This is a genomic window from Vibrio sp. 03-59-1 (assembly GCF_013114135.1).
Lineage (GTDB): Bacteria > Pseudomonadota > Gammaproteobacteria > Enterobacterales > Vibrionaceae > Vibrio > Vibrio cortegadensis.
On record NZ_VTYA01000002.1, the window covers coordinates 214,274 to 240,705 of the forward strand.

The window sequence follows — 26,432 nt, forward strand, 5'->3', positions numbered from 1 at the left end:
CTAATCAAAATGGCTCAAATCATTCTCAAATAAAAGAGTACTATTATGGCCAAAACAGTCACTCGATATATTTCTATGCTTTTCTGGCTGATCATCGCTAATGCTCTATATGTGTCGACATCATATTCTTCTGAGTCAAGTGTCCAGCCTTTAATAACCCAAGAAGCAAAATCATTTTCTAGCCAAGTGACGAATGATGCTGAAATGCAAATCTTAGTCAAAGAGAACAAGCGTTGCATCCGTTGTCATAAAAAAAAGCGTCTGCTTAAAAACATAGATGCCATTTCTTCTGTTGGCGCGCATACAAGCCCTGAGTTTTATAACAATTGTACCGCTTGCCATGGTAGAAAAGGGGCTCATCCAAAGGATTCAGATGTGCTGAATATCATCCCATTTGATGATCATATCGATATGCCCATTCTTGTACAGAACGAACAATGTATTGCATGCCATACTCCTCAAAATTTAAGGCGCAGTGAATGGACCCATGATGTACATGTTACCAAGCTTACGTGCTCAAATTGCCATAATTTACACGCTGATTCCGATCCTATCATTGGAATCAGTAAGAAGTTTCGTATTGGGCTATGTGCAACTTGTCATGAAGATATTTTACGTGACAGAAAGGCCGCAATGGATTAGCGAGGATAAGAGTTATGCGTATCATTAAAGGTTCAATAGCTGTGTTATTTAGTGTGTTCTGTGTATCGGCATACGCTGGAGATTTGCCTAATCCAGATGAAAATAACTTAGCGAATTTTCATTTAAAAGATGAAACCTGTGCTGGGCAGTGTCACCAAGATGAAGATCCTTCTGATGATCTAAAGTTTGAATATGATAGCTGTGTGGAGTGTCATGATGATTTCGGCATTCTGGAAGGGCGTCAACATAACGTAAAACATAGAGAGAGCGAAGAGATGGAGTGCGCTGAGTGCCACCTTCCTCATGAGGAGTTTGACCCTAAAGAAACTTGCACTGATTGCCACGACGAAGATGACGAAGAATTGTCTGATTTTTACTCGATGAGATTAAACCGCTATATCAAGGCATTTCATCTTTGAATATCTTAGCTAAATGGATGCTATAAAATTATATTATTATTTTAATAACTATCAATAATTTTTATTTATACCTTGAGTGGCATACAATCATTTCATCGACACAAAGTACGAATCAATCATCTGAATTTGGGGTAAGTTATGAAAATGAATCATGTTGGGATAATGGTCGGCAATATGGATAAAGCGGTTGAGTTTTATACTAATGCTCTTGGCCTAAACGTTGTAATGGGTAATACCAAAGTTGAAGAAGAGCGCGAAACAGCCATTGGCAGAATGTGTGTCGCGGTTTTTGGCGAAGGCTTTAAAGGGTTTAACATTGCACACCTAGTGACTTCAGATGGCATTGGCGTTGAATTATTTGAAATGAAAGAGCGCCAAGAACGTCATAATGTTGATTTCTCTCGAATTGGTATTTTCCACTTTTGCCTGCAAACCGACGACTTCCACGGTGTGATTGAGCGTACTAAACAATTTGGCGGCAAAGTACGCATGGATATTATGCGTTACCACCCAGAAGATGAGACAAAACCAGCGCAAATGGTTTACCTAGAAGACCCGTTTGGCAATCTATTTGAGCTTTACTCTCATACTTATGAAGAGACTTACGCATCTGATTACGAATAAAATCGTCGTGTAAAATGAATAGCCTCAAGAGCTTCTTGGGGCTTTTTCGTATTTGAAATAACTCAGATCGCTTAGACGAGCTAAAACCGATAAAAGGAGGCCATCGATGCCTCCTGTTCAATTACTGCTTTTAGAGCTGATGTGACGAATGCTTGCGGATAAAAGGAAGAACTCAAATCTTACTTTAGGTTACCTTGATGTCTCACGACATCGTCTTTATTATGGGCTCAGTTATCCCGAAATTCTATGTCATGTATCTCTCATACATGCGTTATAGCATCGTTAATTAATTTACCTAACTCTTCCCAGTTACCTTCATCAATGAGGTTGGTAGGTACCATCCACGTACCTCCGCAAGTAATCACGGACGAAATGGATAGATACTCATCAAGATTTTTTAAGCTTACGCCTCCTGTTGGCATAAACTTAACAGGATAAACAGCAGATAGAGCTTTGAGCATTGCCGTGCCGCCAGAAGCTTCAGCTGGGAAGAATTTTAAGGTGCTAAGTCCCATATCCATTGCCAGCTCTACGAGGCTAGGGTTATTAACGCCAGGGATGATGGGGATATTTTTATCCAGGCAATACTGAACGGTTCTAGGATTAAACCCAGGGCTTACAATGAAATCAGCGCCAGCATTGATAGCTTGATCTACTTGCTCGTTAGTTAAGATCGTACCAGCACCAATCAACATCTCAGGGTATTTGGCTCGCATAATGCGAATGGCTTCTGGGGCACATTCAGTGCGGAACGTTATTTCAGCACAAGGCATACCATTTTCAATAAGAGTTTGGCCAAGAGGGATTGCGTCTTCCGCTTTATTGATTGCAATCACGGGAATGACTTTAAAGTTGGCTAGTTGTTCATTCAATGTCGTCATTATTTTCATCCGTTCAAATGGTACAAAAGTGATTAACCAGAATTTATGGTTGTGTTGGTCGATAAGATTATAAAGATTAACGTGGCATTGCATAACGTAGAAGAATAGGCATAGGTGATGGGTCACATTTTCAGTTAAGTAGAATGTGTAAAAACAAGAACTCTAATCATCGTATCGATGATGGATGTGCTCTGTTAGGCAAAGCAACTCCATTTCGTTGCATGAAATGAAAGTTTAATAGGAAAAATATGTGTTCTATTATTTGTTTTTGGTAAGCCACAAATTCAATGTTACCCTCCACTTTGAACATGCAGATTATTACGGTATATAAAACGTGTTAGAAAAACAAAATTTACTTAAACTCGCTAAAATCAAGATGCCATATGGAAAGTTTGCGGGTCGTGTCCTTATCGATTTACCCGAAGAGTATTTGTTGTGGTTTGATAAAAAAGGCTTTCCTGAAGGCGAGTTGGGTGAGTTACTAAAGCTTTGCTTATGCTTAAAAATTGAAGGTTTAGATAGTGTCGTAAAGCCCCTAAAAAGGATGTAGCGAAGTGCGGATGTTCTTCAATACTTCACTCTGTATGTGAACAGCGCTTGTAAATTGAGCGAATAACAATTTTTCATTAGTTAGATCAAATGAGATGCAGTGTAAGTCAACGACAGGGCTAATTTAATTCGATATTATTTCTCTTGTTAGAATAACCAATGGCTGGAATGAAATGAGAATTTCCGTTGATGGCGGCTCTTTTAAAGTTGCAATCGAAACTGAGTTTGATGGTTTGGTTGCAGAATCAACCGACATCTTTCACGCTACTCGTAAACAAGCTGAATCAACTGATAAGGCCATTTTGCGTTTTTTGCAGATTATTATTGAGCACAGTGATGAAGATGATGCTATCGGCTATGCTGTGTTAGGTTTGCTGGGATGGTACAACGAAGTCATTAATCCGATAACGGATAAAGATATTGACTTGAATTTAGCAAAAATCTTGCCTCACCTGATTAACCCTAAAGGGGATTTAACAGCGCTGAATGTCAATAAGCATTAAGTTAGCTTCGAAAGATCAAAAATGCCTCCATCTTTGAAAGAAATGGAGGCATTTTTAGTCATGTAAAACAGTGAACTACTGGTTCTTCTTGGCTAGCTTTTGCTTATACATATCTTTGTCAGCTCGACCAATGAGTGACTCCACGCTGTCGTTATCCAACAATTCTGCACAACCGTAACTCATGCTCCAGTCCATGTTGCCCTTTAAGCCTAGAGTTCGTAAATTAGCTAAAATACGATGCATAGAGTGACTGGCATCTTCTACGTTACAGTTCATAAAGACAATTAGGAACTCATCTCCTCCAAGACGTGCGGAAAAATCAGAGGTACGCACTGTTGAGCTGATCGCTTTTGCCAAGCCTTTAATTAAATTATCTCCTGCCTCATGGCCATAATTGTCATTTATCTTCTTAAGATTATTCGCATCAATAAAGCCAACAGATAAAAGAGGCATGGAGCTTGGGGTTTTATCTATTTGTTCTTCGAGGAATTCTACAATAGCGTGGCGATTATAGAGCCCGGTCAAACCGTCATGGCGAGCTTCAATGGTTAATTTTTCTACAAGCCATTTCTGTTCTTCCTGTGAGCTTGCAAGTTGGTATGACAAAAAGGCCACGATTGGAGTAACTAAAAGGATCGCAATGAGGATGTTTTCCATCAGGGCTGAAAACTCATTAGTGAGAACACTCTTAGGTACATGCATCACAAGGAAGAGACTCTCACTATTGACACTAGAAAGCTCATTAAAGGGGTTTAAGGCGGTTTTTAGAAAGTAGAACTCACCTTGAGGTGTTGTCACCATCCCTTCAGGTGACGTCGTCATTGAAGCCCAAACCGTAGAAAACTCATCTGAGAACTTATACTGCTTTTTCTCAGGGTACATAAAAGACCATTCTTTCTCTTTGTCATAGCCTTTCAGCAAGTATCCATTGTCGTTAACAAGATAGATATTGTCATTGTTATGAATATTTAGATCGTCAAGAGAGTGGAGAAGGTCGCTACCTCTGTAGTTGATAATGCCAATACCAAGAAAAGATCCAGTAGAAGAGTAAATAGGTGTTGAAAACCTGATCATAGGTTTAATTGGGGATTCAACTTTTCCATGTTCTTTATTGAGGTCAAACTTTGAAATGAATATCTGATTTGGCTTCAGTTGACGTGTTTTTTGGAAATAGTAACGTGCGGATTTGTCTTGCAACCCCTCACTCGGGACTTGAAAGAATGTTTTAGTCGCCTGTTGATCGATTCGGATCACTTCTTGACCTTGACTATCGATAATTCTAATTTGGTCGTACTGTTTTTTTATCGTAGTGATTTTCAGCATTAATGATGCTAGGTATGAAGAGCTTTTAGGTTCATTAGACATCAATACCGCCTGAGCAAGATCGCTATGCGCGAAGTAGGTAAGGTCGGTGCCTATTGATCTCACTTTTAATAAAAGGTGATCCTGCATACGCAGAATTTCGGAGGTTTGCTTTTCAGCGCGAGCTTGGTCGATATTTTTGTGAGTGACTAGGCTGATCGCTGTTGCAACAAATAATATGAATAAGAATATAAGGGCAATATAAGCAGAAAAACGTCTATTTTTACTGCGTAAAATGTCATTTCTTTCTCTAATAAACTTGACCATTTTGTAACTGTATTCTCACCTCTTACGACGCTGTAACATACAGCATCTAATGGCGTATAGTATATGATATAAAGTAACAGCACTCAGTAGAAATCGTACAATCGATGATCAATTTGAGATGTCCGTTAGATATTACCTAGTACAATACATTATGTGATGTTGCTTCAATTCCCTTGAGTTAATGTCTAGCTCTGATCTTGTTGTCATTTAGTCAGTGTCGTTTTGAAAAGATTTGAGAGAAACTTGTCAAATTAGGCTACTATGCTTGCAATTGAGTTAAGTGTATTTATTTATGACGATTGAAGTAACCAATATTGAAGTCGCTAACGTTAGTGGCACGGATAACGAAGCGTTAGAAGTTTCTTGTGCAAACTGCCAAGCTTGTTGCTGCCGTTTGGAAGTGATTATTATTTCAGACACTGGCGTTCCAGAGGAACATATAACTCACGATCAATGGGGTGGGGAGGTGATGGCTCGGCTTGATGATGGTTGGTGCTCTGCTCTCGACCGCTATACTAAAATGTGTACGATTTATGAGAATCGCCCATGGGTTTGTCGTGAGGTACAAGTGGGTTCATACGAATGTCTCGAAGAACGAAATATCTTTTTATAGAGATTTAATAAGGTATGTGAGGCAAATTGGTGAGTGGACTCAGAGCTTAGCTAAACTGAAAAATTGACAGGGTTAAACGTCATTGAAGTATTTAACCCTGTATTAATCTACGAAAGGCTATTTAAGCACAGCACTTCTTATATTTTTTACCGCTTCCACAAACGCATGGGTCGTTACGGTTAGGTGTTTTTTCAAACACTGTTGTTTTCGGCTTATTAATGACCGTATCAAACTCAATTGTGTTCTCTTCTTTTTCTGCATCAACGGTAATCGTGACGAATAGTGCATGTTCTGCCGCTAGCGCTTCCATTTCCAATTTACGAGCTTCTGAGTTAACCAATACTGAAATTGGTGATTCTTCTGTTCCCGCTTTGATCTTACGGTCTACATTGTAGCCAGATTGGACGTGATTCTGTCTTGTTTCGATTCGGCCTTTGAAGAACATTTTAGACATGGTTATTCCCACTTAGGATTGTTAATTGGTAAGGCGGGGATTATACGCATAATTGATGAGGGTTAAAGGATAAGCGAGAGTCTAGGTAAAAAAATTTCAAATGAGGTTTTATTTTACGGATAAGATAAGGCGGTTTGTGAGGATTTCAGATGCTTTCGTTATTGAGAGTCAGTTGAGAGGATAAAACCGACTCTGTCCATTTTTACATTTATCGCTGTTTTACAGACTAATGCTGTCTGCTAAGCACATACTATCGAGGCCTCTTATCATTACTGCAATGAGAATTGTCCGATATTGTGTTCATTTTGATCTAATATTTTTCCGCTTTTCTCAAGTTCGTCATAAGTGAAATGTATGGATGAGTTTGAGAGGTTTCCACAGTGCATAACATGACGATAAAGCACGTCGCTATTTAGCTGGTGAATGGTTGCATTCCAAGAGGTGTTATTCGTGTAAATGGTAAACAGTATATTCAAATAGAGTATTCCTATGTTTTAATGTGTTGACAGTTTTTTGGTAACCGTTTGATTCTTATGGTTATAACATGAGTTTATGTCAGTAATAAGAACAAACAATGTATCGATTAATTATTTACGAAACGTTTTCGGCTGAGAGCGATGATACCAAATACGCTTTGGGCCTGTATTTTTTGACATATGTACCTTTTGTTTAATGTGGGTGAATTTGTAAATTAGCAACTGAAAAATCAGTTAGTAGTAGTCGATATCAATTGACTGAAAATACTTCGGGCCAAATGAATCAATAAACTTTGTAAATCAAGGTATTATAAAAACAGAAAATTATAAATGGAGTATAAAAGAAGTGTTTATAAGTCGGAGATTGACGCGGTAGAAAGTGAAGTGAAAATCGCTAGAAAGAAAATAGACGCTAGAAGCTAGCGTCTATTCATATAATTCAGTTTAATTCGATAAAGAATTAAAGTGCGATTACGTTCGCAGCTTGTAGGCCTTTTTGACCGTTTTCAACATTGAAAGAAACCTTTTGGCCTTCTTTCAGTGTTTTGAAACCTTCTGATGCGATTGCACGGAAGTGTACAAATACGTCAGCGTCGCCGTTGTCTTGAGAAATGAAGCCGAAACCTTTCTCTTCGTTAAACCATTTTACTGTACCAGTATTTGTATTAGACATAATGTGTCCCTTAAAATTTAATTGTATGTATATATAAAGTGCTGAGCGGTAGAATTATTTATCTTGCTTACAAATAGGGAAATCAAAAGACAATAACTGGTAGGTTGCATCTGAGGGTTTCACATTTACTTGAACTCTAAATAACTCTGAACACAGAGCGGGTAAGATATTACCATACACATTATGAAAGTACAGTGGTTTTTCTCATTAAATGATATTGGATACCAAGGCGAACCCGGTTTCGATAAATTGATAAGCGCGTGATATCTAACAGAACATGTCGATGGGGTTGCAGTTGTCACCTGAAAGGGTTTGTCAGCGGGGGTATTGATTTTGAGACAAAAAAATAGCCAATCGCAAAAGGGCAATTGGCTTATATATAATGTGAACAAAAATTATTCACTAACAACGTCAGTTGGCTAGGTGACCCTCGGCTTAAGAAGGGTCATTTATATTAATGCACTTAGTGTGCCAACTTTTATATGCACGTTTATGCCCAACTTGTGACCAATTGAGTTCAAATTGGAGATCGTCTTTGCATTTTGCAATTGTATTTTGCAAATGAATATAACATTGCTAATGATAAGGATATAAACAGCCTGAGACTAATAACCAAAAAGTATTAGTCAGCTAGCGCGGTGCAAAAGCTAACGTCAGCGACTCCCGTGTTGATGTCGTAGCTGTGATACAACTCGAAGCAAGGGCGATCATCGCAATCTAGTCCTTGCTCAACCACCTGAGACATGAGTTCATCCCAAGCGGATCCATATTGGTCTTTGCTTGTGATGGTTTTACGGATTACGCCATACTTCCCACCAGTAAAGTTCTTTGTCTCTATTCCTGAGCCTGGTTTTGTGTCTTCAGGAACCATCAGGCAGATATCTGTTCTACATTTCTCGGTGGGTGTGATTTCAGGGTTGTCATGGTAAATGAAGATTGATGTGTTGCTTGCCAGTCCGTTTGGCCCTGCCCAATTATAGAGTGTTCCAACCGCGGGCTCGTAGTTGTCACCGTAAGGCCCTGTTACTCGTATATATGCTAGCGTACTTGAATCGAAGTGTTGAATATCCATGGTGCTGCTCCATTGGGTTAATTTAGATTCAGTATAGCGAGCGTCATTTTCTGAATCGTGTCCAATCTTGCGCAGTGTGTGTCCGATCTTGCTACTTTGTAATAATGCTGAAAACGAATCAATGTTGGAACAATCTCTGATTTGACTCGGTGTGAGGTTGAAATATTGGCGGAAAACTTTCGCAAGGCTCTGTGAACTCGAAAAGCCATACTCAAGTGCGACTTCTATCACTGGGCTTTTCTTGTAAAACAGATCATTAGCAGCACTCTCGATTCGTAGTCGGCGTAAATATTCATTTAGAGTTTCACCTACCACAGCTTTAAATATTCGATGAAAGTGATAGGGCGAAAGATAGGCAAGATCGGCGACTTTTTCTAAATTTAGGGGCTGATTAAAGTTCTGTTCAAGGTACCGAATAACAGGAACCAGTCTGCGATGATAGTCTTTTTTCATAAGTGGTCGCTGAGTGAATGTTTCGTACCATCTTAAACAAACCAATATAGAGGATGCGATACTTACTTTCGTTTTGCCTTTTAGTTCACATAAAAATAGTGAGCTATCCACATTGCTCGCTCCGCTAGAAAATGAAAAAAACCGACTAAGTTAAAGTGCTTAATCGGTTTTGTCTTGGATTAATAAACGCTAATGGTATGCCTATTCATTAGATGGAATAGAAGAAGTACAGCTGTGACTTCATTCTTATGATGATGCCACGAATAACATCTAAGAAGCCCATAAACGCCACAGGTTTATCTCCACTTATCCAGGCTAAACCAACAGAGCCAACCGGAATATCATAGCCTTCAGGCTCATCTAGTTTAAGGCGAACAAAGTGGTGTTTATTGTTTAAGTTTTTCCCTGTTGTTGTTCTGACTGAAGGTTCCAAGCCTAGTAGATTACTTTGTGATTCTCCCGTGGCCTCAACAATCCCTTCAACTTCTGCTGAAAAAACTTTGCCTGGATACACTGATGATGAAAATTCAGCGACTTGCCCAGCCTTCACATTGCGTATTGCTTGGTGATTGACTCGCATTAAGACGTATTTTTCATCGGTGTACATTTGTAAGCGTGGAATTCGGGAGATTAGTTGCCCTTCACGTAGAATGAAATTAGTCACAAAACCATCTGCTGGTGCGTATACCTTAGTACTATCTAGATCCCATTGTGCTTTTGCGACCGTTTGCTCCGCACTTAATATGTCTGCTTTTCTGCTGTCGACGGCAAGCGTTGACTTAGTGATATTTAAGTTTGCTTTATCGGCATCCACTTGTTTTTTCTTAATCTGTGATTGAATTGTAACCACATTTTGTTTTGCCATATCAACCGTGCTGATCTGCTTATCAATGTCACTGGCAGTGATGGTATTGTTCACGACACGGTTTTGCTCTTGATAGCGCGTCAACATTTTTTGTTGAAGTGTATAATCCACTTTTGCTGACTCAAGTTGGCTTTCCGATGTCGCTAGGTCTTGTTGCCTAGAATGGTAGTCAGCAGTGGCAATAGCAATATCTTCTTGAGCTGCGGTTAGCGCCACTTGTGCTACGGCTTTTTTTACTTCCGCTTGGCGTAGGGCTATCTCATACTGTTCACTATCAATTTCGTAGATAAGTTGGCCTTTAGTGACTCTCTGATTCGGTTGTATGTAAATGTGTTTTACTTTTCCATTTATCTTGATGGAGTCTGGACGTAGCTGGATGTGAGGCGATTGCACCACAGAGCCACCAGAGAGATCCATTGGGGTATAATTGATCAATCCAACCCAGACGAAAAGAAGCCAAGATGTACCACCCAAATAAGAGAATGACTTAGTCGCTTTGTTCCATGGCATGCCGATTAATCTCAGCAAATAGATGAAAAGAGCCCATACCGCTAAACCTTCTAACATGATTGATTCTCCATTGCTTTCTCTTGTTGTTGGTTTATCGTTGGTTCAGTTTCTGGAGCTAAAGTTACTTTACTCGGTTCACTTTTCCAGATGTCGCGTAAGTTTAGGATCGCTTTTTCCATATCTACGAATGCCAGAATTACGGCTAAAACCCACACCCAGTGCCAAACAAAACCAATCCATGTGAGCGCCGTTATCAATCCAAGTTGATGGTGATCTTTACTGTGCGCTTTATTAATTGGTAATTCGTGCAAACGCCAGAAACCAAATCCAGCAGCAGCAATAGTGGCCAACAGTACGACACCAGCGACAACATGTAAGGCTGTATCAGCGCCAGTACCGACAAAGGGTACGCTAAGTAAACTCATTGATTGATCCTGTATTGTTTCGATGGCTTTATTGTGACTTAAGCCTCAATTATCTTTCAGTAAATAACAGATTATATTATATAGGCGTTATTATTGATGTGTTATGTTGTCTCTGGGAGCGAGGATGAAAAAACATGGGCATTTTGTTAGAGGGTTAAGTGTCATCTATATTTACCAAGAAATGCTTGATGAGTATGACATTAACTCGGCAGATTTAGTTTTCCCCCCATCGGTATTCAAAAATCCGATGAATTTGATCCCTATCTCGGAAGTGAATCGCTGGCTCAAGAGCCTTAACTCCGTAACGGGCAATCCTGATGCGATGTTTGAGGCTGCGAAAAGGGTTAATTTGGACAAAATAGGCTCGATAGGATATTGGTTTTTTTCGGGTCACGACTTATCTTCAACGATTCGCCGGATTAATACTGGGATTCACTGTTTGCAATCTGGTGTCTTTCTTGCTGGCGCTCAAGTTGGGCCGATCCTAAAGTGGACTTACCATAACCCTTCTATTGAATCTGAAGCAAAAGTACACGATAGCGTTCGGGTTGCCGTTTTCATGACTAAGGTGCTTCGTCGCTATCTAGGTGAGGATTTTTCCCCTGTTCGCGTCATGCTGTCTGGAAAAAGAGATAACGATTCGCTATATCGTCAATACTTTGGTTGCGAAATCGAGTGGAATCACTCGAAAACAGAAGTGTGGTTTAACTCAAACTTACGCTTAGCAACAAGGCAGGTTCTTTCTGGCGATAAAAAGCGTTTGGCGATGAGTTTTAGTGACTTAGATGAATATTTGAATATGCCAGACGCAGAAGATGAACTGAAAGTGATTTATGAAACTATCAACTACAGCCGTCATTTTGGTTTGCCAACGCTTGAAAGAGTGTCTGGGTTACTTGGTTTATCTGAGCAACAATTTCAAAGGCGTCTGCATCGACTTGGGTTAAATTTTTCCACCATCATGGGGTATGTATTGAGTAACATTGCTGTCGAGTTGTTAAGACACAACATTGCCATTGAAGAGATAGCGGAGCGATTAGGGTATTTACATGTTGCGAGTTTTAATCGAATGTTCAAAAAGCATCGCGGTCTAACTCCAAAGCAGTATTTAGACCGTTTTAGTGATGCTTTTTAATTAAAAGCAATGTAGGCAATAGCGAATCGTTTATCTCGCAGTGAAGCCTTATTTTTGTTTTCTAAGGTTCTTATCCCAAGAAATAGAGCGATTGATGAAAATGCGCTTCCATGGAATAGAGAGCAGAGCAAAGATAGTAATGGCATACAGCATTGACCACCCTAAGCAGATAAAAACCAAGGTGCAAAGTAGAAGAGAGATCGCCGCAAGCCATTTTGCAAACCCAGTTAGTAACTGGAAAGCGGCTAGCATCGCGAGCAGATAGACAAATACAAATATCCCGTTGGCAAGCTTTAGGAAAAACTCCAAATCCATACCAGATATTTCCCCAGCGATACATGAAATCAATAGGATACCGCCAACCAGATAAGTGGCATTAGCAGGAACGCCTCGGCGGGATACTTTCGCCAGTTTCCCATCTGGTTGATGCTGCCTAGCTTGTGCCCAAATCATTCGGGATAAACTCTGCGTGTAAAGGTTAATACTGGCAAAGCAGGCAAAGAACCCGAGTAGGCTGATGACGGTTTTTATCCCAGAACCAAACAGGTGCTCACTCAGCCAAGGGATCGAAGTACTATCAAAAGCGGCACTGCCATAAGCATTGAATTTTAGTATCACGACTGAGCAAGCCCAGTAAGTCGCCCCTGCAACAAAGCAGCCGACAATGATCGCAATCGGAAAGTCACGTTGAGGGTTTTTAAATTCTTCTCCCATATGAGCAAACGCTTCTATCCCAACAAAACACCAGAACATAACCCCTAAGGCCGCCCCAATGGACCAGAGTGAATCAGAGGTTAATGCGGGCATTGTTAAGTCTTGTGTGCCGATATCTCCGACCCAGAAGAAAGCGCCAACTAAGGAAAAGATACTTAAAGCGATAACGGTTTGTAGCTGGCCTGAAGATTTACTGCCGATCAAGCTGACAATAATGAGTAGCGCTATCGTTAACACTTGCGCCAACATGGCATTGTTGAGCGGAGAGGGGAGCAGTTGTTGGGCGAACCCGCCAGCCAGTTCAATGGCCGCAGGAAGCCCGACAGGAATTACACTGACAAATAGCCACGCAACGCTGCGCTCTAACTTCACGCCAAACGCTTGTCTAACAAAATAGGCCGTACCGCCAGCGTTAGGATAACGTTTACCGAGTTGGGCAAAAGTGAGAGCAATAGGGCAAATAGCGATGAAGAGTATTATCCATGCCCACAAAGAGGCCTCCCCTGCGATACCTGCCGCAATGGCGGGGATCATGAATAGCCCTGTACCGAGTAGAGTCGTCGAAAGTTGTCCGATCCCGGAAAATAAGGTGATCTCTTGTTTTAGTTGGCTCATTAATCGTTCCTTGAAAAATGATCTAACGGGAAATGCGCTGCATGTGAACGGTCAATTCGCTGTATAGATAAGATGTTAATTCAGATTAAGTGCAGCATACCTTGGATTGACAATGGACACAGCTACCAAAACGTCTCATATCACCGTCATTTTGACTTTTATCTTTTCCGCTTAAAGTCATATTGCCTACTTTTCGGATGTTATTTTTTGTGTCAAATTAGAAATAAGTCTGCGTGATAAGTGGATAAATAATAAATTGACTGGAATAACACATAATATTCATAAGCATAAGGAAGTGAGTCTTGGATAAGTTTGATCAGCAGATCATCGACATATTGAAAATTAATGGTCGGTGTTCAGTGAGTGAATTAGCTCGTGACATTAATCTATCGCGCTCTGCTGTTACCGCGAGAATGAAAAAGCTAGAAGATGATGGTGTCATTCTCGGTTATGAGGTGAAGCTTGCAGAAGCAAAGTCTGAACGAACAAGTCTTGGAGCATATTTGGCATTAAAGTTTGATACATCAAGTTCTACACACTGCTGCGAATCTTATGCAAAGAAAATTGAAGCAATACCCGAAGTTCAGTGGTGTCATGCAATTAGCGGTGAAACCGATATGATGTTGTACGTGGAGGCGTGTAGTATGGCTCGGATCAATGAGATTCGTGATCACTTACATACTTACCCTGAACTTCGTCACCTAATGACACACGCTGTATTGAATGAATTTTTCAATAAGCAGATGAAAGACAAAAAATAGATGGTCTATTTCTCTTACCGAGCGGCTCAATTAATAGGTTGTATATGCTGAATAAAATGAACCTTAACCTGTTGCGCTCACTTTATGTGTTGTTAGAAGAGAGGCATGTCAGTCGAACTGCTGAGCGTTTGCATATCACCCAATCCGCCGTCAGCCGTCAACTGAGTCAATTAAGAGAGTGGTTTGACGATCCTTTGTTGGTTCGAGATGGGAATCAACTTATCCCCACTCCAAGAGCCGAACAGTTGTCACTTAAGCTGGTGGACTTATTTAGTGAATTTGAAACGCTTATCGATGATAAACCCTTCGAGCCATTAGAGTGGGATGATCAATTTGTGATGGCATCAAGTGATTATGTCGCCCAATATATTCTTCCAGAAATTGCTCAACTGTTTGCAACTCAAGCACCGAAAGTGAATTTACATTATCAGTTGTGGCTACCAGAGTATTTGAATCAACTTGCTGAAGGGCCCATTCAATTAGCTTCAACTATGCTGCCAGAGAAACCCGCAGGCGTATCAAGTATACAAATAGGAGAAGATCGTTCGGTGTGTGTGATGAGAAAAGGGCATCCGCTTGATCGTAATACCGCTCTTAGTGTTGAAGAGATGCTAGCGTATTCTCATATTCGAGTTTCTGGCGGAGGGGATAAAGATAGCTATATTGATAAAGCATTAAAGGACATTGGACGCGCACGAAACATTGCCCTTACTGTCCCTTTTTTCTCTGCAGCCTTTAATTCGCTCTGCCGAAGCGACTACTTGATGGTGATTCCATTTCATATTGCACATAACCTGTCGCAGCATATTGAACTTTCATATCTACCATTGCCAGTAGAAACACCGACTCACAAATATTGGTTACTTTGGCATCCAAAATACGACCAAGATCCTGCGCACCAGTGGGGTCGAGAGATGATTAAATCAGTGCTGGATAAATCAGAATACTCGATAGGGTATGTTTTAAAATCATGAGCGATATGATTATGTTTGATTTCAATTAATAGCAGAGACTTGTTACTGTGAATTCAGTATCTAGGAGAACATTATGACATTCACAGTTTGGTTATCACTTTTCACAATTTGTATTTTAGGGGCCATGTCCCCAGGTCCGAGCTTGGCAATGGTTGCGAAGCACAGTTTAGCTGGTGGGCGTAAGAATGGGTTAGCGACCGCGTGGGCACATGCATTTGGCATTGGTATCTATGCGTTTGTGACCTTAATTGGTTTGGCGGTAGTATTGCAGCAGTCGCCAATTATCTTTAAAACCATTAGCTATGCAGGCGCGTTATATCTGGCTTATTTAGGTTTTAATGCGTTGAGATCAAAGGGGGGAGTGGCTGAAAAACTTGAATCAGGGAAAACAGTCAGCGTGTGGCAATCCGCTCGTGAAGGGTTCTTGATTTCACTTTTGAGCCCAAAAATCGCTCTATTTTTTATTGCGTTATTCAGTCAATTTGTCGCAGTTGGGGATGAACCCGCGAGTAAAGCGATTATTGTTGCGACTCCATTTTTAGTTGATGGTTTGTGGTATACCTTTTTAACCTTCATGTTATCGAGCCCTAGATTGCTAGATAAGCTACGCTCTAGAGCTCAACTGATTGATCGCCTTTCAGGTGCGGTGCTTATTCTTCTTGCCGCACGAGTGGTGTGGATGGTTTAGCTTCCAGATTTTGAAGACATCTCTTCAAATTCACCTTCAATGACATGTGCGTTCTCTGGTGTCGCATTGAAACCCTGAGCGCGCATTTGGTTTTGAATTCGTTTTCCTGTCACTAACGCTGCGATGGTTAGTGGGATTGCAAGTAGCAAGCTAGTAATTAATGCCATGAAACCAGCGAATAGCGCAAATGCAGTAACCAATATTCTTTTCATATTAACCTCTCTTATTTCTGACTCTAATCTAGCGTACCTAATATGAATAAAAGATGAACGAATGTAGATTTTGATGAAGACGATATCAATGCTACGACTAGTTCTATTTGGAATACCAAAAAAGCCGCTCACGTAGAGCGGCAAATGCGGGGGAGTGTATCTCATTGTTTTAAGTATGGAGATTAATTCTTTGCGCTGTATCTTAAATGAGCTGATTTTACATTCAGCTCATTTAATGAGTCGCTTATTTAACGATCGGATAGGTTTTGTATCGCACGCCCATCATCTGTTCCATACAATGAACAACTTGGCAGCTATAGCCAAATTCATTATCGTACCAAATATAAAGTACGCAGCGATTATCTTGAGCAATTGTTGCAACACCATCGACAACGCCAGCATGACGAGATCCTACCAAATCGCTAGACACTATTTCCGTAGAATCTGTGTAGTCGATTTGAGCTGACAATGGAGAAGAGAGAGCCATTTCACGTAGGTAAGCGTTTAACTCATCTTTTTCTGCCATAGATTTCAAGTTGAGATTTGCCACCGCCATCGAAACATTTGGTGTTGGTACTCGAATCGCATTACCCGTTAGCTTTCCTGCTAACTCAGGTAGCGCTTTTGCTACTGCTTTAGCTGCCCCAGTTGATGTCAAAACCATGTTCAATGATGCAGATCGCCCACGACGATCGCCAGAGTGGAAATTGTCGATCAAATTTTGGTCATTAGTGAAAGAGTGAACGGTTTCAATATGACCTGAAGTGATGCCATATTTATCATTAACGGCTTTAAGAACGGGAGTTATCGCATTTGTGGTGCAACTTGCAGCTGAAATAATAGTATCTTCAGTTTGAATATCCTTCTCATTTACACCGAATACGACATTTTTGATATCGCCTTTCCCTGGTGCGGTGAGAAGTACCTTTTCTGCGCCATTGCACGCTACGTGTTGGCTTAAACCTTCGCTGTCACGCCATACACCAGTGTTATCCACAACAAGAGCATTATTGATGCCATAAGTGGTGTAATCAATATCTTCAGGCTTGTTGGCATAAATAACTTGGATGTAGTTGCCATTCGCAATAATGGCTTTACGTTCTTCATCGACAATAATGCTGCCGTTAAATGGACCGTGAACGGAATCTCGGCGGAGCAAACTCGCACGTTTTTCCAGATCACCTTTTTTCCCGCCACGAACGACAATTGCACGTAATCGCAAAGGGTAACCAGGGCCGCTTTTTTCAACAAGTAAGCGAGTCAGCAAACGGCCGATTCGACCAAACCCATATAAAACAACGTCACGAGGTGCTTCTAATTTTCGTCCATTTAATGCATCAATCAGTGCGGTTTGAAGAAAATCTGCTAGAGCATCCGTATCGTCATGATTCGTCCAATATTGGTGAGCAAGTTGGCCTACATCGACTCTACATGGGGAAAGATCCATGGATGATAAATGTTGAATAAATGGGAGGGTTTGTTCAGGTGAAAGTGTTGTGCCTGTGTAGCGTCGCGCAACACGGTGGGCTTTGATAAATTCTATGGTAGTAGCATTGACCAGTGGTTTCCCAAAAAGGATAACCTCTACACCTTTTGTTCTATACAGTTGACCAAGAGTGGGAGATACGGTTTCGGCAATCGTTTGGCTAGTTTGCCAGTCTAGAAGATGTTTCTCAGGACTCATTTTTACTCAGGACCTTTCACGTTCTCGAATCATTTAGATTGTAGGGGGATCTAAACATTCAGGGGTTATTGGGGGTGTTTTTATGTTGTTGTTTTTATGTGGCGGAATTGTAATTGAAAAAGTCTTAATCTGCTAGTAAAAATAATGAAGCTATTTATAGTGAAAAACCTTTGATTTCTAGGCTTTAAAAGCTTATTCATTCTGCTTAATAGGGAATTGACATTTAAATATAGCGAGACTTAATTCTCGATGATATGGTTTTATTACACCATTTGTAATGTAATTGTGTACTTTACCCTAGCTATTGATGAGATGCTGGTCTGGTTATCAACTCAAAAAGTAAACGATAATCCTAAAGTATAGAGTTGAACTTCATTCTCTATCCCGTCCTCTGGTTTTTGGATTTGAGTAAAGTGTCCATTGAGAGCATTTTTTTGTCCGTAGATATGCTGAAATTCCATGTTTATGCTCAAATTAGCTAGCAGCGAATATTTGACACCACATAACAGAGATTCGCTACTGGCTATCCGTCTTTGTTGGCTGTATTGACAATATGGCGTCCAGTTGTTCCAGGTTTTATCCACGCTGATGTACCAATTAGAGTGCAGCTCTTTGGTAAAAGCGGTCTCAATGAGTAGATTGAAACCATGGAAATATTGGTTCCAACCTAAAGAGATCATATCGATCTCTTCATCGGTTCTTTCACCTTGGCTAAGTGTTTGTGTGTATGAGCTTTTTAGGTAAGCGAGTCGTATAGCGTTATCGTCGTAGTAGATATCAGCAGATAATCCGAAAGTGTAGTGAGATTTAATCGACAATTGTAAGCCATAGGCGTTGTAGTGCTGTTCATGAGGGACGGTTACAAAAGGAGACAAATGCAGCTGCATGTCATCCGTCATCCAGTGATCCCAGCCAAATGAAAGACCATCATAGTGTGTGATACCTAAAATACTTTCATAGACATCTTGAGGAGGTCGGATCCAAGGATAGGCATGGGAAACATAGTAGTATTCCGACATCATAAATAGTGGGAGTCTTAAGCGACCCAATTTGATATTGAAATCATTAAACTGATAAGAAATAAACGCCCATTCCAGTTCGGGCTCAGAAAAATCATCTTGGGGCCTTTTAACTACTTGAATGGAACTTCGTAATTGAGGCGAGAAATCCAAATCAAGTTGGGCTCCTAATATCGTATCGCAGTCAAAACACCAATCGTTATTAATCATTCTCTTAGTGAAAATAGGAGTGTCTTGATTTGTTCTCGCTAAGCTAAAACTACCAAATCCACTAAGTTGTAATGAATCATTTAATTGCACTTGTGAAAATGCAATGGGTGTGAATAAAGCCATTAATATAAGTGTGGTTATTTTCATAATTAATCCACTTTTTTAGTTATATAAAGTATATTGACGTTGCGAGGTACTTCTTTTATCGGTAAATAGGCAATACCTGTCGAATTCTTTTCTAGCCAAGAAAGAATGGAACGAGTATCACTTTTTCTTAATTGAAATGGTGCTTTTGCACGGCCAGAAAAAGATTGTCTAGCCCATATTATTTGCATTTGGTTCGGGTTTTTACCTAATAACGCGCGATAAAATTGTTCTTTGTGTTTAGAAGATGTTGGTAAATCAACTAAATGAACATTAATACCTTGGATATGATTTGTTTTTCCGCGGTAGAGCATTTTTGTTTGGCTTTTGGATAGTGGCTTTATCTCTGAATTTAAAGAAAAAATCACGTACTGATAAGCTGTTGCAGGGGATGCAACAGTAATGATTAAAGTAACAAAAATCAGTGACAGCCAAGACGTTTTCATCGGTGATTAACTAACCTTAACGCTATTATTATATAAAATTCATGATTAAGAATCGTTTTTATGTCTATTATTAACTGTAGGCTAGGGTGTGTTACTTTCAAGGACGAGAATAATGCTAATATTAACCAAATTATCAATAAAAGCTCGTTTGACTATTATTACATCAATTTCAGCGTTGATAATCAGTGCGTTTGCCGTAGATAAGATTCTCAGTAATAAAGAAAAATTGAAACGGTACTCTATTTTATCTGAAAAAATAGAAGCGATGAAATCGGTAGATAATGTATCTAATTTAGTACGTAAAGCCTTAAATACTCACTCTCGCAATAATGAATTGTCACAGCCGATTAATATTGAATTGGAGAAAGTGCAGTTTTATTTTACAAGTTCAGCTAATAATCAAATCCTTGAAGAGCACAAATCCAATGTTGATGAGTTAAAAGACGCTATCGATGAACTCGCTATTTTAGAGGTTACTGAAGTTACGGATACCGGCTATTGGATCTTTGATTTAACTCGCGATCTATTGGAGCAAGTCAGTCAGTCATTGTTCATTCCATTATCTGAATTTACTTACATTTCAGATCGCGCTTTAGATGATCTGTCCTGGCTATCTTACTGGCTTCAGAAAGAGGCATGGTTAATTAGTGATTTAGCGATTAATCCTGATCATCTACTCGATAACTCACCTCTTGTATATCAAGCCATCGAAAGGCAGCAGCAGTATCTTGAACAGTTTATATCTTCCGGAGCAAGTAAGGAGCAGGTCGAAAAATTGCTTCTGTTATTTTCCCAAACCGACTTTCAGAGTGGGCAAGCTTTTCGGAATAAAGTGTTAGCGAATGATACAAAAGGCTCGGACTTTACACTGCATGCTGCTCTTTTAGAAAAACGTTATGAGTCATTGTCGTTAGCGATCAATCAATTTTCATCTCAGTTATCGTCGAACCTAGCCAGTCGTATAGAGTACGAACAGCGCTTAGTGATAATACTCTCTATACTTGTTGGGCTTGTGATAGTGATGCTTTGCATATTAGGAGCCAGCACTTCTCTACGAGTTAATCGAAAGTTAGCGAAAATATTAACTACGATGTCGGCACTTGAGGAGAGAAAGGGCGAAATTCAACAAATAAAAATTGATGGAAATGATGAGTTTACTAAGTTTGCCCTTAGAGTTAATCAGATCATACTTTTCCAGCAAGAGCATGAGTTGCAGATTTTAGCGGCTAAAGAGTCGGCTATTTTAGCGAATAAGGCGAAAAGTGCGTTTTTAGCCAATATGTCACATGAAATAAGAACGCCTCTGAATGGCATTATCGGGATGACCGAAATCTTATCTGACAGTCAGCTAAATTCTAATCAGAAGGAAGTTCTTAATGATATAGACTCTTCGTCTCACTCCCTTTTGGTACTGCTTAATGACATCCTCGATTTATCCAAGATAGAGTCCGGAAATTTGGTATTAAATCCTCATGGTTCTGATATTAAGGAAGCAGTATACGACTCGGTTAATTTAATCTTGTCGAAAGCGAACAGCCAAAATATAGAGCTACTCATTTCCATTGATCCCGCGATTCCTGATCAGGTATTCACAGATGATCACCGTGTCAGACAGGTTTTAATGAACCTACTGTCTAATTCAATTAAATTCACTCGTAACGGCCATATAAAAACAGAAGTGAAGTATAAGGAAATCAGTGCAGAAAGCGCGGAATTATATTTTTCTGTAGCGGATACCGGAATGGGCATTGAGGCCGAAAAATTGGAGTCTATTTTCGAACCGTTTACCCAAGCTGATGGCAGCATCACTAGGCAGTTTGGGGGGACAGGATTAGGCCTTGCTATTTGTCGACAGTTAGTCAACTTGATGGGGGGATCGATTCATGCACGATCAACCAAGAATGTCGGTAGTTGTTTTGAATTTTCAATTGCAGTTGGGGCGTTCAAAGGTGAGGCCAGGAATGAACCTCTCAAGTTGAAACGTGCTTTATTAGTCAATAACCACTTCACATATACGTCTCAGATAAAAACAGAATGCAATTTGTTGGGGATTAATATCATTGAAGTTCATAGCACTGAAGAAGCCTTAGATGTGAAACATGACGTTGATTTGGTGCTGTACTGCGATGTTGTTCACCACTCATTGAGTAAGTGCTTGCAACAATTACAGCAATGTTACCCTAGCAACATGATTTTGGTTTGTCAGCATCATCTATTTAAACAACCTGTGGCAGGTTTAGGTACTCATGGACAAATAACGCTTCCATTTTTAGGTAATCGTTTTAGAAATCATCTGCATACATTGGTCGAGAATAGGGGACCAAAAATCAATCATTCGGATATCAATGCAGAGACGGTTCCTGTTGGAAAAACAAGAGGGTTGAACCGGAGAGTCTTGATTGTTGAAGATAATTTAATGAATCAAAAAATTGCGAGTTTCTTTCTAGAAAAGGGGGGGTATGACTATTTTATTACCAGTAATGGACAAGAAGCCGTCGATGCCATCACTCAAGGTGGAGAGTTTGATGCGATTTTGATGGATTGTATGATGCCTGTAATGGATGGATTGACAGCAACAAAACTCATTCGTCAGTGGGAAGTAGAGCAGGGGAGCACTAAGTTGCCAATCATCGCGCTAACGGCAAGCGTGCTAGACGAAGATATCCAGCATTGCTTTGAAGCAGGGATGGATGCGTATTTACCGAAACCTTACAAATCTCACCAACTGTTTGAGTTATTCAATGATCTCGAACTCGTGTGACACCTATTGCTTGTTGAGTATTTACTTATCTTCTTTGTATGATCTCTAGAGATCCACTGCAAAGGTTGATAATATTTACAAATAAAGGCAGCTGCCCCTTAAGTTATGGTGTTAAAAATGATCCAATTTGTCCGAACGCACGAATTAGCGATAGTCATAATCGCTCTGTGCGCAGCGCTACCGGTAAGCGTAAATGCAAAATCTAATAAAAGCTTGTCGATCTACGATGACACCTATTTCATGCAAACTTACACCAGTGACATTAACCAAGAAGTTTATGATGAAGCATATGACAACAAAGCGGATAAAATGAGTAAAGCTGAGATTAAATATCAGTTTTCGCTCGCCATTCCGTTAGTGCAAATGAAATATGGGACATTAATGGCCTCATATACTCAACTATCGCTTTGGCAACTTGGTAATACCGATGCCAGTTCACCTTTTCGTGAAACCAACTACAAACCTCAGATGTTCATGATGCATCAAGGTAAGTACGGCATTTTCAACAATATTGAATATGGTTATAGGCACCAATCAAATGGTAAAGAAGCGCTTACCAGTCGCTCATGGGATATGGGGTATATTGCGATTGAACGTGTGAATACCAAATTAGATTTCGGCCTTCAGGGGTGGTACGCGACGAACCTTAAAGACAATAAAGACATCGAGGATTTTATTCCACCTTATGAAGTGTGGATGAAATACCATGGTAAAGCGGGCTACTTTAAATTAAAAACAGCCTATAACTTTAGCACCGATAAAGGCCATGTTGAGGTTGGGTACACTTATCCTCTGTCAAAATTTGCTGGCTTGTATTTCCAAGTGTGGGAAGGATATGGCGAGTCGATGATTGATTACAACCACAGGCAAACTAGAGTTGGCTTAGGATTGATTGTTGAGTCTAATCTGAACGTTTTCTAATGTTTTGTGTGCTGTGAAGCTTTAGCTCCTACAAACTTAGCTCCTACAAACTTAGCTCCTATGAACTTAGCACTCACAGCACACTTCATACGTTCTAATTATGTTTTTACTTCTTAGCTAACAACTTTCCGATGTTAGATTTACTTGTCTTCGATATCTTCTGCATGAACTGGAAGCTTGGGTCAGTGATGTTGTGCTGATCCATAAGTTTGTTGATCATGTAGAGCCATAAGTTAACGGTCATTTCTGAATCGGCTAATGCTCTGTGAAATACGCCATCATTCTCTAATTGTAGAAATCGCACTAAATCGCCCAATTTATGAGTTGGAGATTCATGTACAAGTCGTCGTGCAATTAGCATTGAACAGGCGAATTTCCCACTATATTGTCGATTGATCAAATTCAATTCAGCATCTAAAAATCGTTGATCAAATGAAGCGTTGTGCGCCACCAAATTGTGATCTCCAATAAAATCACAAAATTGATCCATGACTTCATCGCAGGGCGCTGCGGATTGGAGCATCCTATTTGTAATGCCGGTATAACCCTCAATAAATCCACTCACTCGGAACCCAGGGTTCATGAGTTGCTGAAAAGTATCAACAATTTCCCCATTTTGTATATGTACCGCGCCAATTTCAATGGCTCGGTCACCTTGGTTGGGGGAGAGTCCTGTTGTTTCAAAATCGAGTACGATGACGGAATTAGCAGAGGTATTGATGGTCACAAAAAAAAGCCCAGATCATTAGTGAATGCAAATTGTAACTTACTTAATCCCAGAATTGTTGTTTTTGCTTAGATTACTTATAGGTAGGCATGAGGATTGTAAAGCTGGTGACAAGAATGGGTTTTGAGAGTGAATTGCCAGGACAATCGTTCGGATAAGAAATTAATGTGATCATGATCTCTCTATTTTGTAGTTGAGAATTTACTAATATAAGAGTTGCACCCTATCGTTTGTAAGAGATCTCTTACAAGCTCGTAAGTATAAGTCACTATATTACGTCGACGATAGCTTGTGTCGGTTTTAAGGTGTTGTTTTATAAGTTATTTGTTGATATTTAAATATGATGCTTGGATAAATATCTGCATTTTATCATTGTCGAAAACTCAAGTTGGCGTAATCTTAATGTTGTCAGCAGGATGCAGACACGGAACAGGAAAGGCCCAAGGATAGGTCATCTTCAGGACGAAGATTCGATAATTCAGGAAGAATTATTGGCATGGAAAGCAAAGGACATTAGCTGGAAGCTATGCGACTTGGATGGTTGCACTATGGAAAGTTAATGGACCACCTCTAGGATTGAGGAAAATACCATCAGGATGATGGATAAAGGACACCACTTAAGGATAAGTGAAGAGCGTTAACTAGGATAGTTAACAGGCTGGATAGCCAAGGACACCGCTAGGATGGCGATGAAATGGATTGCGCTGAAGGATTACAGCACACTATCAAGGATTCGATGCATGGAGCACTTTTAGTAGCTGGATTGCTGCGAGTAAGAATAGGAAACCCACTAAGTGAAAGCTTAGTGGGTTTTTCTTTGGGTGGAAGAAAATGTCGAGATACTGTCATAGCCAATAATTTGGCTGTATAAAATCGTCAATAAGTGTATGAAACTAGTGGAATTATACCTAGACAAAAGTGTGATTTAGATCTATATTTGCACCCAGAATTTAAAGGAATTTCTGCGCAAGGACGATAAATCAACAGATCGAGGTACTAATGCAGCTATCGCTAAAAAACACATCTATCCGGTTCCAAATACTGCTACCAGTATTATTTACAGCCCTATCACTATTTATTTCCTTATGGGTCACTAAATCCAATTTAGATGCAGAGCAACAGATCATTAGTGAAAATGTTGATTCTATTGTTTTCTACAAGGATGAATTGGCAAAAATCGATGATAGAGTTTATCCCCTTAGAATCAGTGCTGTATATTCGATCTATGATCCATCTCGCCGCCAAAACTTTTTAACTGAGCTAAAAAGTGGTATGCGGGCAATCAATACAGAACTGGATAAAATTGATGACCGACAAACCTTCAGCCGTGAAGTCAGTGTTGTTCGTAAAGCCATTTCAGATTACGTGTCGTACTCAGAGAGAGCGGTAACTTACTTCAACCGTCGTGATCAAGGGTTGTCTGTGAACCAAAGTAATGATGATTTCATTGCTGGTTACCGCAGTGTTGGTCAAACAATGGTTGAGTCAATCAATAAACTGTCGCAACAAGTCAATACTGCGGCAAGCCAAGCGATGCGCGAGAGTGAAGAGAATAATAAGCAAGTTGAAATCAACGCGATTTTGATGGTGCTTTCTGTATTAGCGGGTTCTCTTGTTGTTGCTTGGTGGTTATCTGGTTTGATTGTATCGCCGATTCAAAAACTACAAGTTGTTATTCGTGAATTAGCCCAGGGCAACCTGACAGTGTGTGCTGATAGCGATGGTGACAATGAAATCGCTCAATTAAGCCGAGATGTGAATACGACAGCCGCTCAACTTCATAGCACTGTTGAGGCTTTGACTCGTATCAGTGAAGACGTTGCTTCTGCATCAACAGAGCTTGCGGCCGTAATGACCCAAGCAGAATCGAATGCAAACCAAGAGCTAAGTGAAATCGAACAAGTGGCTTCGGCGGTTAATGAACTGTCGAGCACGGCTGATAATGTCAGTGATAACGCAACGGCTGCAGATTCAACGGCCCGTCAAGCGGATGAACTTGCGAAAGCTGGTTTGGATGTATTTGCTCAAAGTGCTGACGCTAGCGAACAAATGGGCACAGCATTAAGTGATGCGGCAGTAGTTGTAGGCAAATTAAAAGAGCAGTCAGAGCAGATCAATGATGTTATCGAAGTGATTCGTGGTGTATCTGAACAGACAAATTTATTAGCACTGAATGCCGCCATTGAAGCCGCTCGTGCTGGTGAATCTGGCCGTGGTTTTGCTGTTGTAGCAGACGAAGTTCGTTTACTTGCGGCACGTACGCAAGATTCTACACAAGAAATCCAAACGATCATCGAAGAGTTACAAAATCAATCAGGTCTAGCAAATGAGAGCATGCTCACGAGCTTAGATATGCTAGAGCGCAATAAAGCGTTAACGGGTCAAGCGAATGATGCATTAGTCGGTATCACAGAGTCTGTGACTGATATTAACGACATGAACACTCAAGTGGCAACAGCAGCAGAACAGCAGTCGCAAGTGACTCAAGATATTAACCGTAATGTGGTGAACATGTCTGAACTTGTGAATCAGAATGTGACAGGAATTAGCCAGAGTGCAAGCGCAAGTAATGAGTTATCTCGTCTTGCTGAGCAACAAAAACAACAACTGTCGTTCTTTAAGCTATCGTAACT

At 40.2% G+C, this 26,432-nt stretch carries 26 protein-coding genes; 13 read left to right on the plus strand and 13 right to left on the minus strand.

Going from position 1 to position 26,432, the window contains the following annotated elements; translation table 11 throughout:
- Positions 1 to 45 precede the first annotated feature (45 nt).
- The 3 genes from F0249_RS02800 to F0249_RS02810 all read left to right on the plus strand — a co-directional run bounded on the left by F0249_RS02800 (position 46) and on the right by F0249_RS02810 (position 1,685).
- Positions 46 to 642 carry a cytochrome C gene (locus F0249_RS02800; protein ID WP_113800191.1) on the plus strand — a complete coding sequence of 199 codons (597 nt, stop codon included), beginning with the start codon at positions 46 to 48 and terminating at the stop codon, positions 640 to 642.
- 14 nt (positions 643 to 656) lie between these two features.
- On the plus strand, positions 657 to 1,061 hold the full coding sequence (locus F0249_RS02805) for a cytochrome c3 family protein (RefSeq protein ID WP_171755791.1): 405 nt from the start codon (positions 657 to 659) through the stop codon (positions 1,059 to 1,061).
- A 138-nt stretch (positions 1,062 to 1,199) separates the two neighbouring features.
- Positions 1,200 to 1,685 (plus strand): VOC family protein, encoded by a 486-nt coding sequence (locus F0249_RS02810; protein ID WP_171755792.1) that lies wholly within the window; start codon positions 1,200 to 1,202, stop codon positions 1,683 to 1,685.
- 260 nt (positions 1,686 to 1,945) lie between these two features.
- Here the strand turns inward: F0249_RS02810 and F0249_RS02815 are convergent, their stop codons facing one another.
- A complete protein-coding gene (locus F0249_RS02815; RefSeq protein ID WP_171755793.1) occupies positions 1,946 to 2,566 on the minus strand; it encodes a bifunctional 4-hydroxy-2-oxoglutarate aldolase/2-dehydro-3-deoxy-phosphogluconate aldolase in 621 nt (206 codons plus the stop codon).
- A 334-nt stretch (positions 2,567 to 2,900) separates the two neighbouring features.
- On the opposite strand from F0249_RS02815, the gene F0249_RS02820 reads away from it, so the two are divergent.
- Together F0249_RS02820 and F0249_RS02825 are read left to right on the plus strand one after the other, a co-directional pair.
- The gene (locus tag F0249_RS02820) at positions 2,901 to 3,116 is read left to right on the plus strand and encodes a DUF3820 family protein (RefSeq protein WP_017054579.1); all 216 of its coding nucleotides are present in this window, start codon (positions 2,901 to 2,903) and stop codon (positions 3,114 to 3,116) included.
- Between the two features lie 172 nt (positions 3,117 to 3,288).
- A complete protein-coding gene (locus tag F0249_RS02825; protein ID WP_017054580.1) occupies positions 3,289 to 3,618 on the plus strand; it encodes a hypothetical protein in 330 nt (109 codons plus the stop codon).
- Positions 3,619 to 3,693: 75 nt separating this feature from the next.
- On the opposite strand, the gene F0249_RS02830 is transcribed toward F0249_RS02825, so the two are convergent.
- Positions 3,694 to 5,247, minus strand: coding sequence for a sensor domain-containing diguanylate cyclase (locus tag F0249_RS02830; protein ID WP_171755794.1), 1,554 nt, complete (start codon positions 5,245 to 5,247; stop codon positions 3,694 to 3,696).
- Between the two features lie 292 nt (positions 5,248 to 5,539).
- On the opposite strand from F0249_RS02830, the gene F0249_RS02835 reads away from it, so the two are divergent.
- The gene (locus F0249_RS02835; protein ID WP_017054582.1) at positions 5,540 to 5,860 is read left to right on the plus strand and encodes a YkgJ family cysteine cluster protein; all 321 of its coding nucleotides are present in this window, start codon (positions 5,540 to 5,542) and stop codon (positions 5,858 to 5,860) included.
- 121 nt (positions 5,861 to 5,981) lie between these two features.
- On the opposite strand, the gene F0249_RS02840 is transcribed toward F0249_RS02835, so the two are convergent.
- The 5 genes from F0249_RS02840 to F0249_RS02860 all read right to left on the minus strand — a co-directional run bounded on the left by F0249_RS02840 (position 5,982) and on the right by F0249_RS02860 (position 10,788).
- Complete coding sequence (locus tag F0249_RS02840; protein ID WP_017054583.1) at positions 5,982 to 6,314, minus strand: PBPRA1643 family SWIM/SEC-C metal-binding motif protein; 333 nt, start codon at positions 6,312 to 6,314, stop codon at positions 5,982 to 5,984.
- A gap of 936 nt (positions 6,315 to 7,250) precedes the next feature.
- The gene (locus F0249_RS02845) at positions 7,251 to 7,463 is read right to left on the minus strand and encodes a cold-shock protein (RefSeq protein ID WP_017054584.1); all 213 of its coding nucleotides are present in this window, start codon (positions 7,461 to 7,463) and stop codon (positions 7,251 to 7,253) included.
- A 622-nt stretch (positions 7,464 to 8,085) separates the two neighbouring features.
- The gene (locus tag F0249_RS02850; RefSeq protein WP_171755795.1) at positions 8,086 to 8,988 is read right to left on the minus strand and encodes a GyrI-like domain-containing protein; all 903 of its coding nucleotides are present in this window, start codon (positions 8,986 to 8,988) and stop codon (positions 8,086 to 8,088) included.
- A 208-nt stretch (positions 8,989 to 9,196) separates the two neighbouring features.
- The gene (locus F0249_RS02855) at positions 9,197 to 10,420 is read right to left on the minus strand and encodes an HlyD family secretion protein (RefSeq protein WP_171755796.1); all 1,224 of its coding nucleotides are present in this window, start codon (positions 10,418 to 10,420) and stop codon (positions 9,197 to 9,199) included.
- On the minus strand, positions 10,414 to 10,788 hold the full coding sequence (locus F0249_RS02860) for a hypothetical protein (RefSeq protein ID WP_017054587.1): 375 nt from the start codon (positions 10,786 to 10,788) through the stop codon (positions 10,414 to 10,416). The genes F0249_RS02855 and F0249_RS02860 overlap by 7 nt, the downstream gene beginning before the upstream one ends.
- Positions 10,789 to 10,912: 124 nt before the next feature.
- Between F0249_RS02860 and F0249_RS02865 the strand changes: the two genes are divergently transcribed.
- Positions 10,913 to 11,923, plus strand: a complete 1,011-nt coding sequence (locus tag F0249_RS02865; protein ID WP_017054588.1) for an AraC family transcriptional regulator — start codon at positions 10,913 to 10,915, stop codon at positions 11,921 to 11,923.
- Positions 11,924 to 11,971: 48 nt separating this feature from the next.
- Here the strand turns inward: F0249_RS02865 and yjeH are convergent, their stop codons facing one another.
- Positions 11,972 to 13,252 carry an L-methionine/branched-chain amino acid transporter gene (yjeH, locus tag F0249_RS02870; RefSeq protein WP_171755797.1) on the minus strand — a complete coding sequence of 427 codons (1,281 nt, stop codon included), beginning with the start codon at positions 13,250 to 13,252 and terminating at the stop codon, positions 11,972 to 11,974.
- Positions 13,253 to 13,554: 302 nt separating this feature from the next.
- On the opposite strand from yjeH, the gene F0249_RS02875 reads away from it, so the two are divergent.
- From F0249_RS02875 to F0249_RS02885, 3 genes are all read left to right on the plus strand, one after another.
- Entirely contained in the window at positions 13,555 to 14,013 is a 459-nt protein-coding gene (locus F0249_RS02875) for an Lrp/AsnC family transcriptional regulator (protein ID WP_017054590.1), read from the plus strand.
- A 44-nt stretch (positions 14,014 to 14,057) separates the two neighbouring features.
- Positions 14,058 to 14,987 carry a LysR family transcriptional regulator gene (locus F0249_RS02880; RefSeq protein ID WP_113800204.1) on the plus strand — a complete coding sequence of 310 codons (930 nt, stop codon included), beginning with the start codon at positions 14,058 to 14,060 and terminating at the stop codon, positions 14,985 to 14,987.
- 73 nt (positions 14,988 to 15,060) lie between these two features.
- Positions 15,061 to 15,675, plus strand: a complete 615-nt coding sequence (locus F0249_RS02885; RefSeq protein ID WP_017054592.1) for a LysE family translocator — start codon at positions 15,061 to 15,063, stop codon at positions 15,673 to 15,675.
- Here F0249_RS02885 and F0249_RS02890 read toward each other — a convergent pair.
- The 4 genes from F0249_RS02890 to F0249_RS02905 all read right to left on the minus strand — a co-directional run bounded on the left by F0249_RS02890 (position 15,672) and on the right by F0249_RS02905 (position 19,390).
- The gene (locus F0249_RS02890) at positions 15,672 to 15,887 is read right to left on the minus strand and encodes a hypothetical protein (protein WP_017054593.1); all 216 of its coding nucleotides are present in this window, start codon (positions 15,885 to 15,887) and stop codon (positions 15,672 to 15,674) included. The two genes, F0249_RS02885 and F0249_RS02890, sit on opposite strands and share 4 nt — an antisense overlap.
- Positions 15,888 to 16,131: 244 nt before the next feature.
- A complete protein-coding gene (locus F0249_RS02895; RefSeq protein ID WP_171755798.1) occupies positions 16,132 to 17,571 on the minus strand; it encodes a glyceraldehyde-3-phosphate dehydrogenase in 1,440 nt (479 codons plus the stop codon).
- Between the two features lie 332 nt (positions 17,572 to 17,903).
- Positions 17,904 to 18,947 carry a sulfate ABC transporter permease gene (locus F0249_RS02900; RefSeq protein ID WP_171755799.1) on the minus strand — a complete coding sequence of 348 codons (1,044 nt, stop codon included), beginning with the start codon at positions 18,945 to 18,947 and terminating at the stop codon, positions 17,904 to 17,906.
- Between the two features lie 2 nt (positions 18,948 to 18,949).
- Complete coding sequence (locus tag F0249_RS02905) at positions 18,950 to 19,390, minus strand: hypothetical protein (RefSeq protein ID WP_171755800.1); 441 nt, start codon at positions 19,388 to 19,390, stop codon at positions 18,950 to 18,952.
- Between the two features lie 112 nt (positions 19,391 to 19,502).
- Here F0249_RS02905 and F0249_RS02910 point away from each other — a divergent pair, with 112 nt between their 5' ends.
- Entirely contained in the window at positions 19,503 to 22,151 is a 2,649-nt protein-coding gene (locus F0249_RS02910; RefSeq protein ID WP_171755801.1) for an ATP-binding protein, read from the plus strand.
- A 117-nt stretch (positions 22,152 to 22,268) separates the two neighbouring features.
- Positions 22,269 to 23,072: a phospholipase A gene (locus tag F0249_RS02915; RefSeq protein ID WP_017054598.1), complete on the plus strand. Its 804-nt coding sequence runs from the start codon at positions 22,269 to 22,271 to the stop codon at positions 23,070 to 23,072.
- 106 nt (positions 23,073 to 23,178) lie between these two features.
- Here the strand turns inward: F0249_RS02915 and F0249_RS02920 are convergent, their stop codons facing one another.
- Complete coding sequence (locus F0249_RS02920; protein ID WP_171755802.1) at positions 23,179 to 23,799, minus strand: exonuclease domain-containing protein; 621 nt, start codon at positions 23,797 to 23,799, stop codon at positions 23,179 to 23,181.
- 999 nt (positions 23,800 to 24,798) lie between these two features.
- Between F0249_RS02920 and F0249_RS02925 the strand changes: the two genes are divergently transcribed.
- Positions 24,799 to 26,430, plus strand: coding sequence for a methyl-accepting chemotaxis protein (locus F0249_RS02925; protein WP_171755803.1), 1,632 nt, complete (start codon positions 24,799 to 24,801; stop codon positions 26,428 to 26,430).
- Positions 26,431 to 26,432 lie beyond the last annotated feature (2 nt).

Bases quoted from the DNA above. Each gene is read 5' to 3' on its own strand.
- F0249_RS02800 (WP_113800191.1), top strand. From the start codon at position 46: ATGGCCAAAACAGTCACTCGATATATTTCTATGCTTTTCTGGCTGATC.
- F0249_RS02805 (WP_171755791.1), top strand. From the start codon at position 657: ATGCGTATCATTAAAGGTTCAATAGCTGTGTTATTTAGTGTGTTCTGT.
- F0249_RS02810 (WP_171755792.1), top strand. From the start codon at position 1,200: ATGAAAATGAATCATGTTGGGATAATGGTCGGCAATATGGATAAAGCG.
- F0249_RS02815 (WP_171755793.1), bottom strand. From the start codon at position 2,566: ATGACGACATTGAATGAACAACTAGCCAACTTTAAAGTCATTCCCGTG.
- F0249_RS02825 (WP_017054580.1), top strand. From the start codon at position 3,289: ATGAGAATTTCCGTTGATGGCGGCTCTTTTAAAGTTGCAATCGAAACT.
- F0249_RS02830 (WP_171755794.1), bottom strand. From the start codon at position 5,247: ATGGTCAAGTTTATTAGAGAAAGAAATGACATTTTACGCAGTAAAAAT.
- F0249_RS02835 (WP_017054582.1), top strand. From the start codon at position 5,540: ATGACGATTGAAGTAACCAATATTGAAGTCGCTAACGTTAGTGGCACG.
- F0249_RS02840 (WP_017054583.1), bottom strand. From the start codon at position 6,314: ATGTCTAAAATGTTCTTCAAAGGCCGAATCGAAACAAGACAGAATCAC.
- F0249_RS02845 (WP_017054584.1), bottom strand. From the start codon at position 7,463: ATGTCTAATACAAATACTGGTACAGTAAAATGGTTTAACGAAGAGAAA.
- F0249_RS02850 (WP_171755795.1), bottom strand. From the start codon at position 8,988: ATGAAAAAAGACTATCATCGCAGACTGGTTCCTGTTATTCGGTACCTT.
- F0249_RS02855 (WP_171755796.1), bottom strand. From the start codon at position 10,420: ATGTTAGAAGGTTTAGCGGTATGGGCTCTTTTCATCTATTTGCTGAGA.
- F0249_RS02860 (WP_017054587.1), bottom strand. From the start codon at position 10,788: ATGAGTTTACTTAGCGTACCCTTTGTCGGTACTGGCGCTGATACAGCC.
- F0249_RS02865 (WP_017054588.1), top strand. From the start codon at position 10,913: ATGAAAAAACATGGGCATTTTGTTAGAGGGTTAAGTGTCATCTATATT.
- yjeH (WP_171755797.1), bottom strand. From the start codon at position 13,252: ATGAGCCAACTAAAACAAGAGATCACCTTATTTTCCGGGATCGGACAA.
- F0249_RS02880 (WP_113800204.1), top strand. From the start codon at position 14,058: ATGCTGAATAAAATGAACCTTAACCTGTTGCGCTCACTTTATGTGTTG.
- F0249_RS02885 (WP_017054592.1), top strand. From the start codon at position 15,061: ATGACATTCACAGTTTGGTTATCACTTTTCACAATTTGTATTTTAGGG.
- F0249_RS02890 (WP_017054593.1), bottom strand. From the start codon at position 15,887: ATGAAAAGAATATTGGTTACTGCATTTGCGCTATTCGCTGGTTTCATG.
- F0249_RS02895 (WP_171755798.1), bottom strand. From the start codon at position 17,571: ATGAGTCCTGAGAAACATCTTCTAGACTGGCAAACTAGCCAAACGATT.
- F0249_RS02900 (WP_171755799.1), bottom strand. From the start codon at position 18,947: ATGAAAATAACCACACTTATATTAATGGCTTTATTCACACCCATTGCA.
- F0249_RS02905 (WP_171755800.1), bottom strand. From the start codon at position 19,390: ATGAAAACGTCTTGGCTGTCACTGATTTTTGTTACTTTAATCATTACT.
- F0249_RS02910 (WP_171755801.1), top strand. From the start codon at position 19,503: ATGCTAATATTAACCAAATTATCAATAAAAGCTCGTTTGACTATTATT.
- F0249_RS02915 (WP_017054598.1), top strand. From the start codon at position 22,269: ATGATCCAATTTGTCCGAACGCACGAATTAGCGATAGTCATAATCGCT.
- F0249_RS02925 (WP_171755803.1), top strand. From the start codon at position 24,799: ATGCAGCTATCGCTAAAAAACACATCTATCCGGTTCCAAATACTGCTA.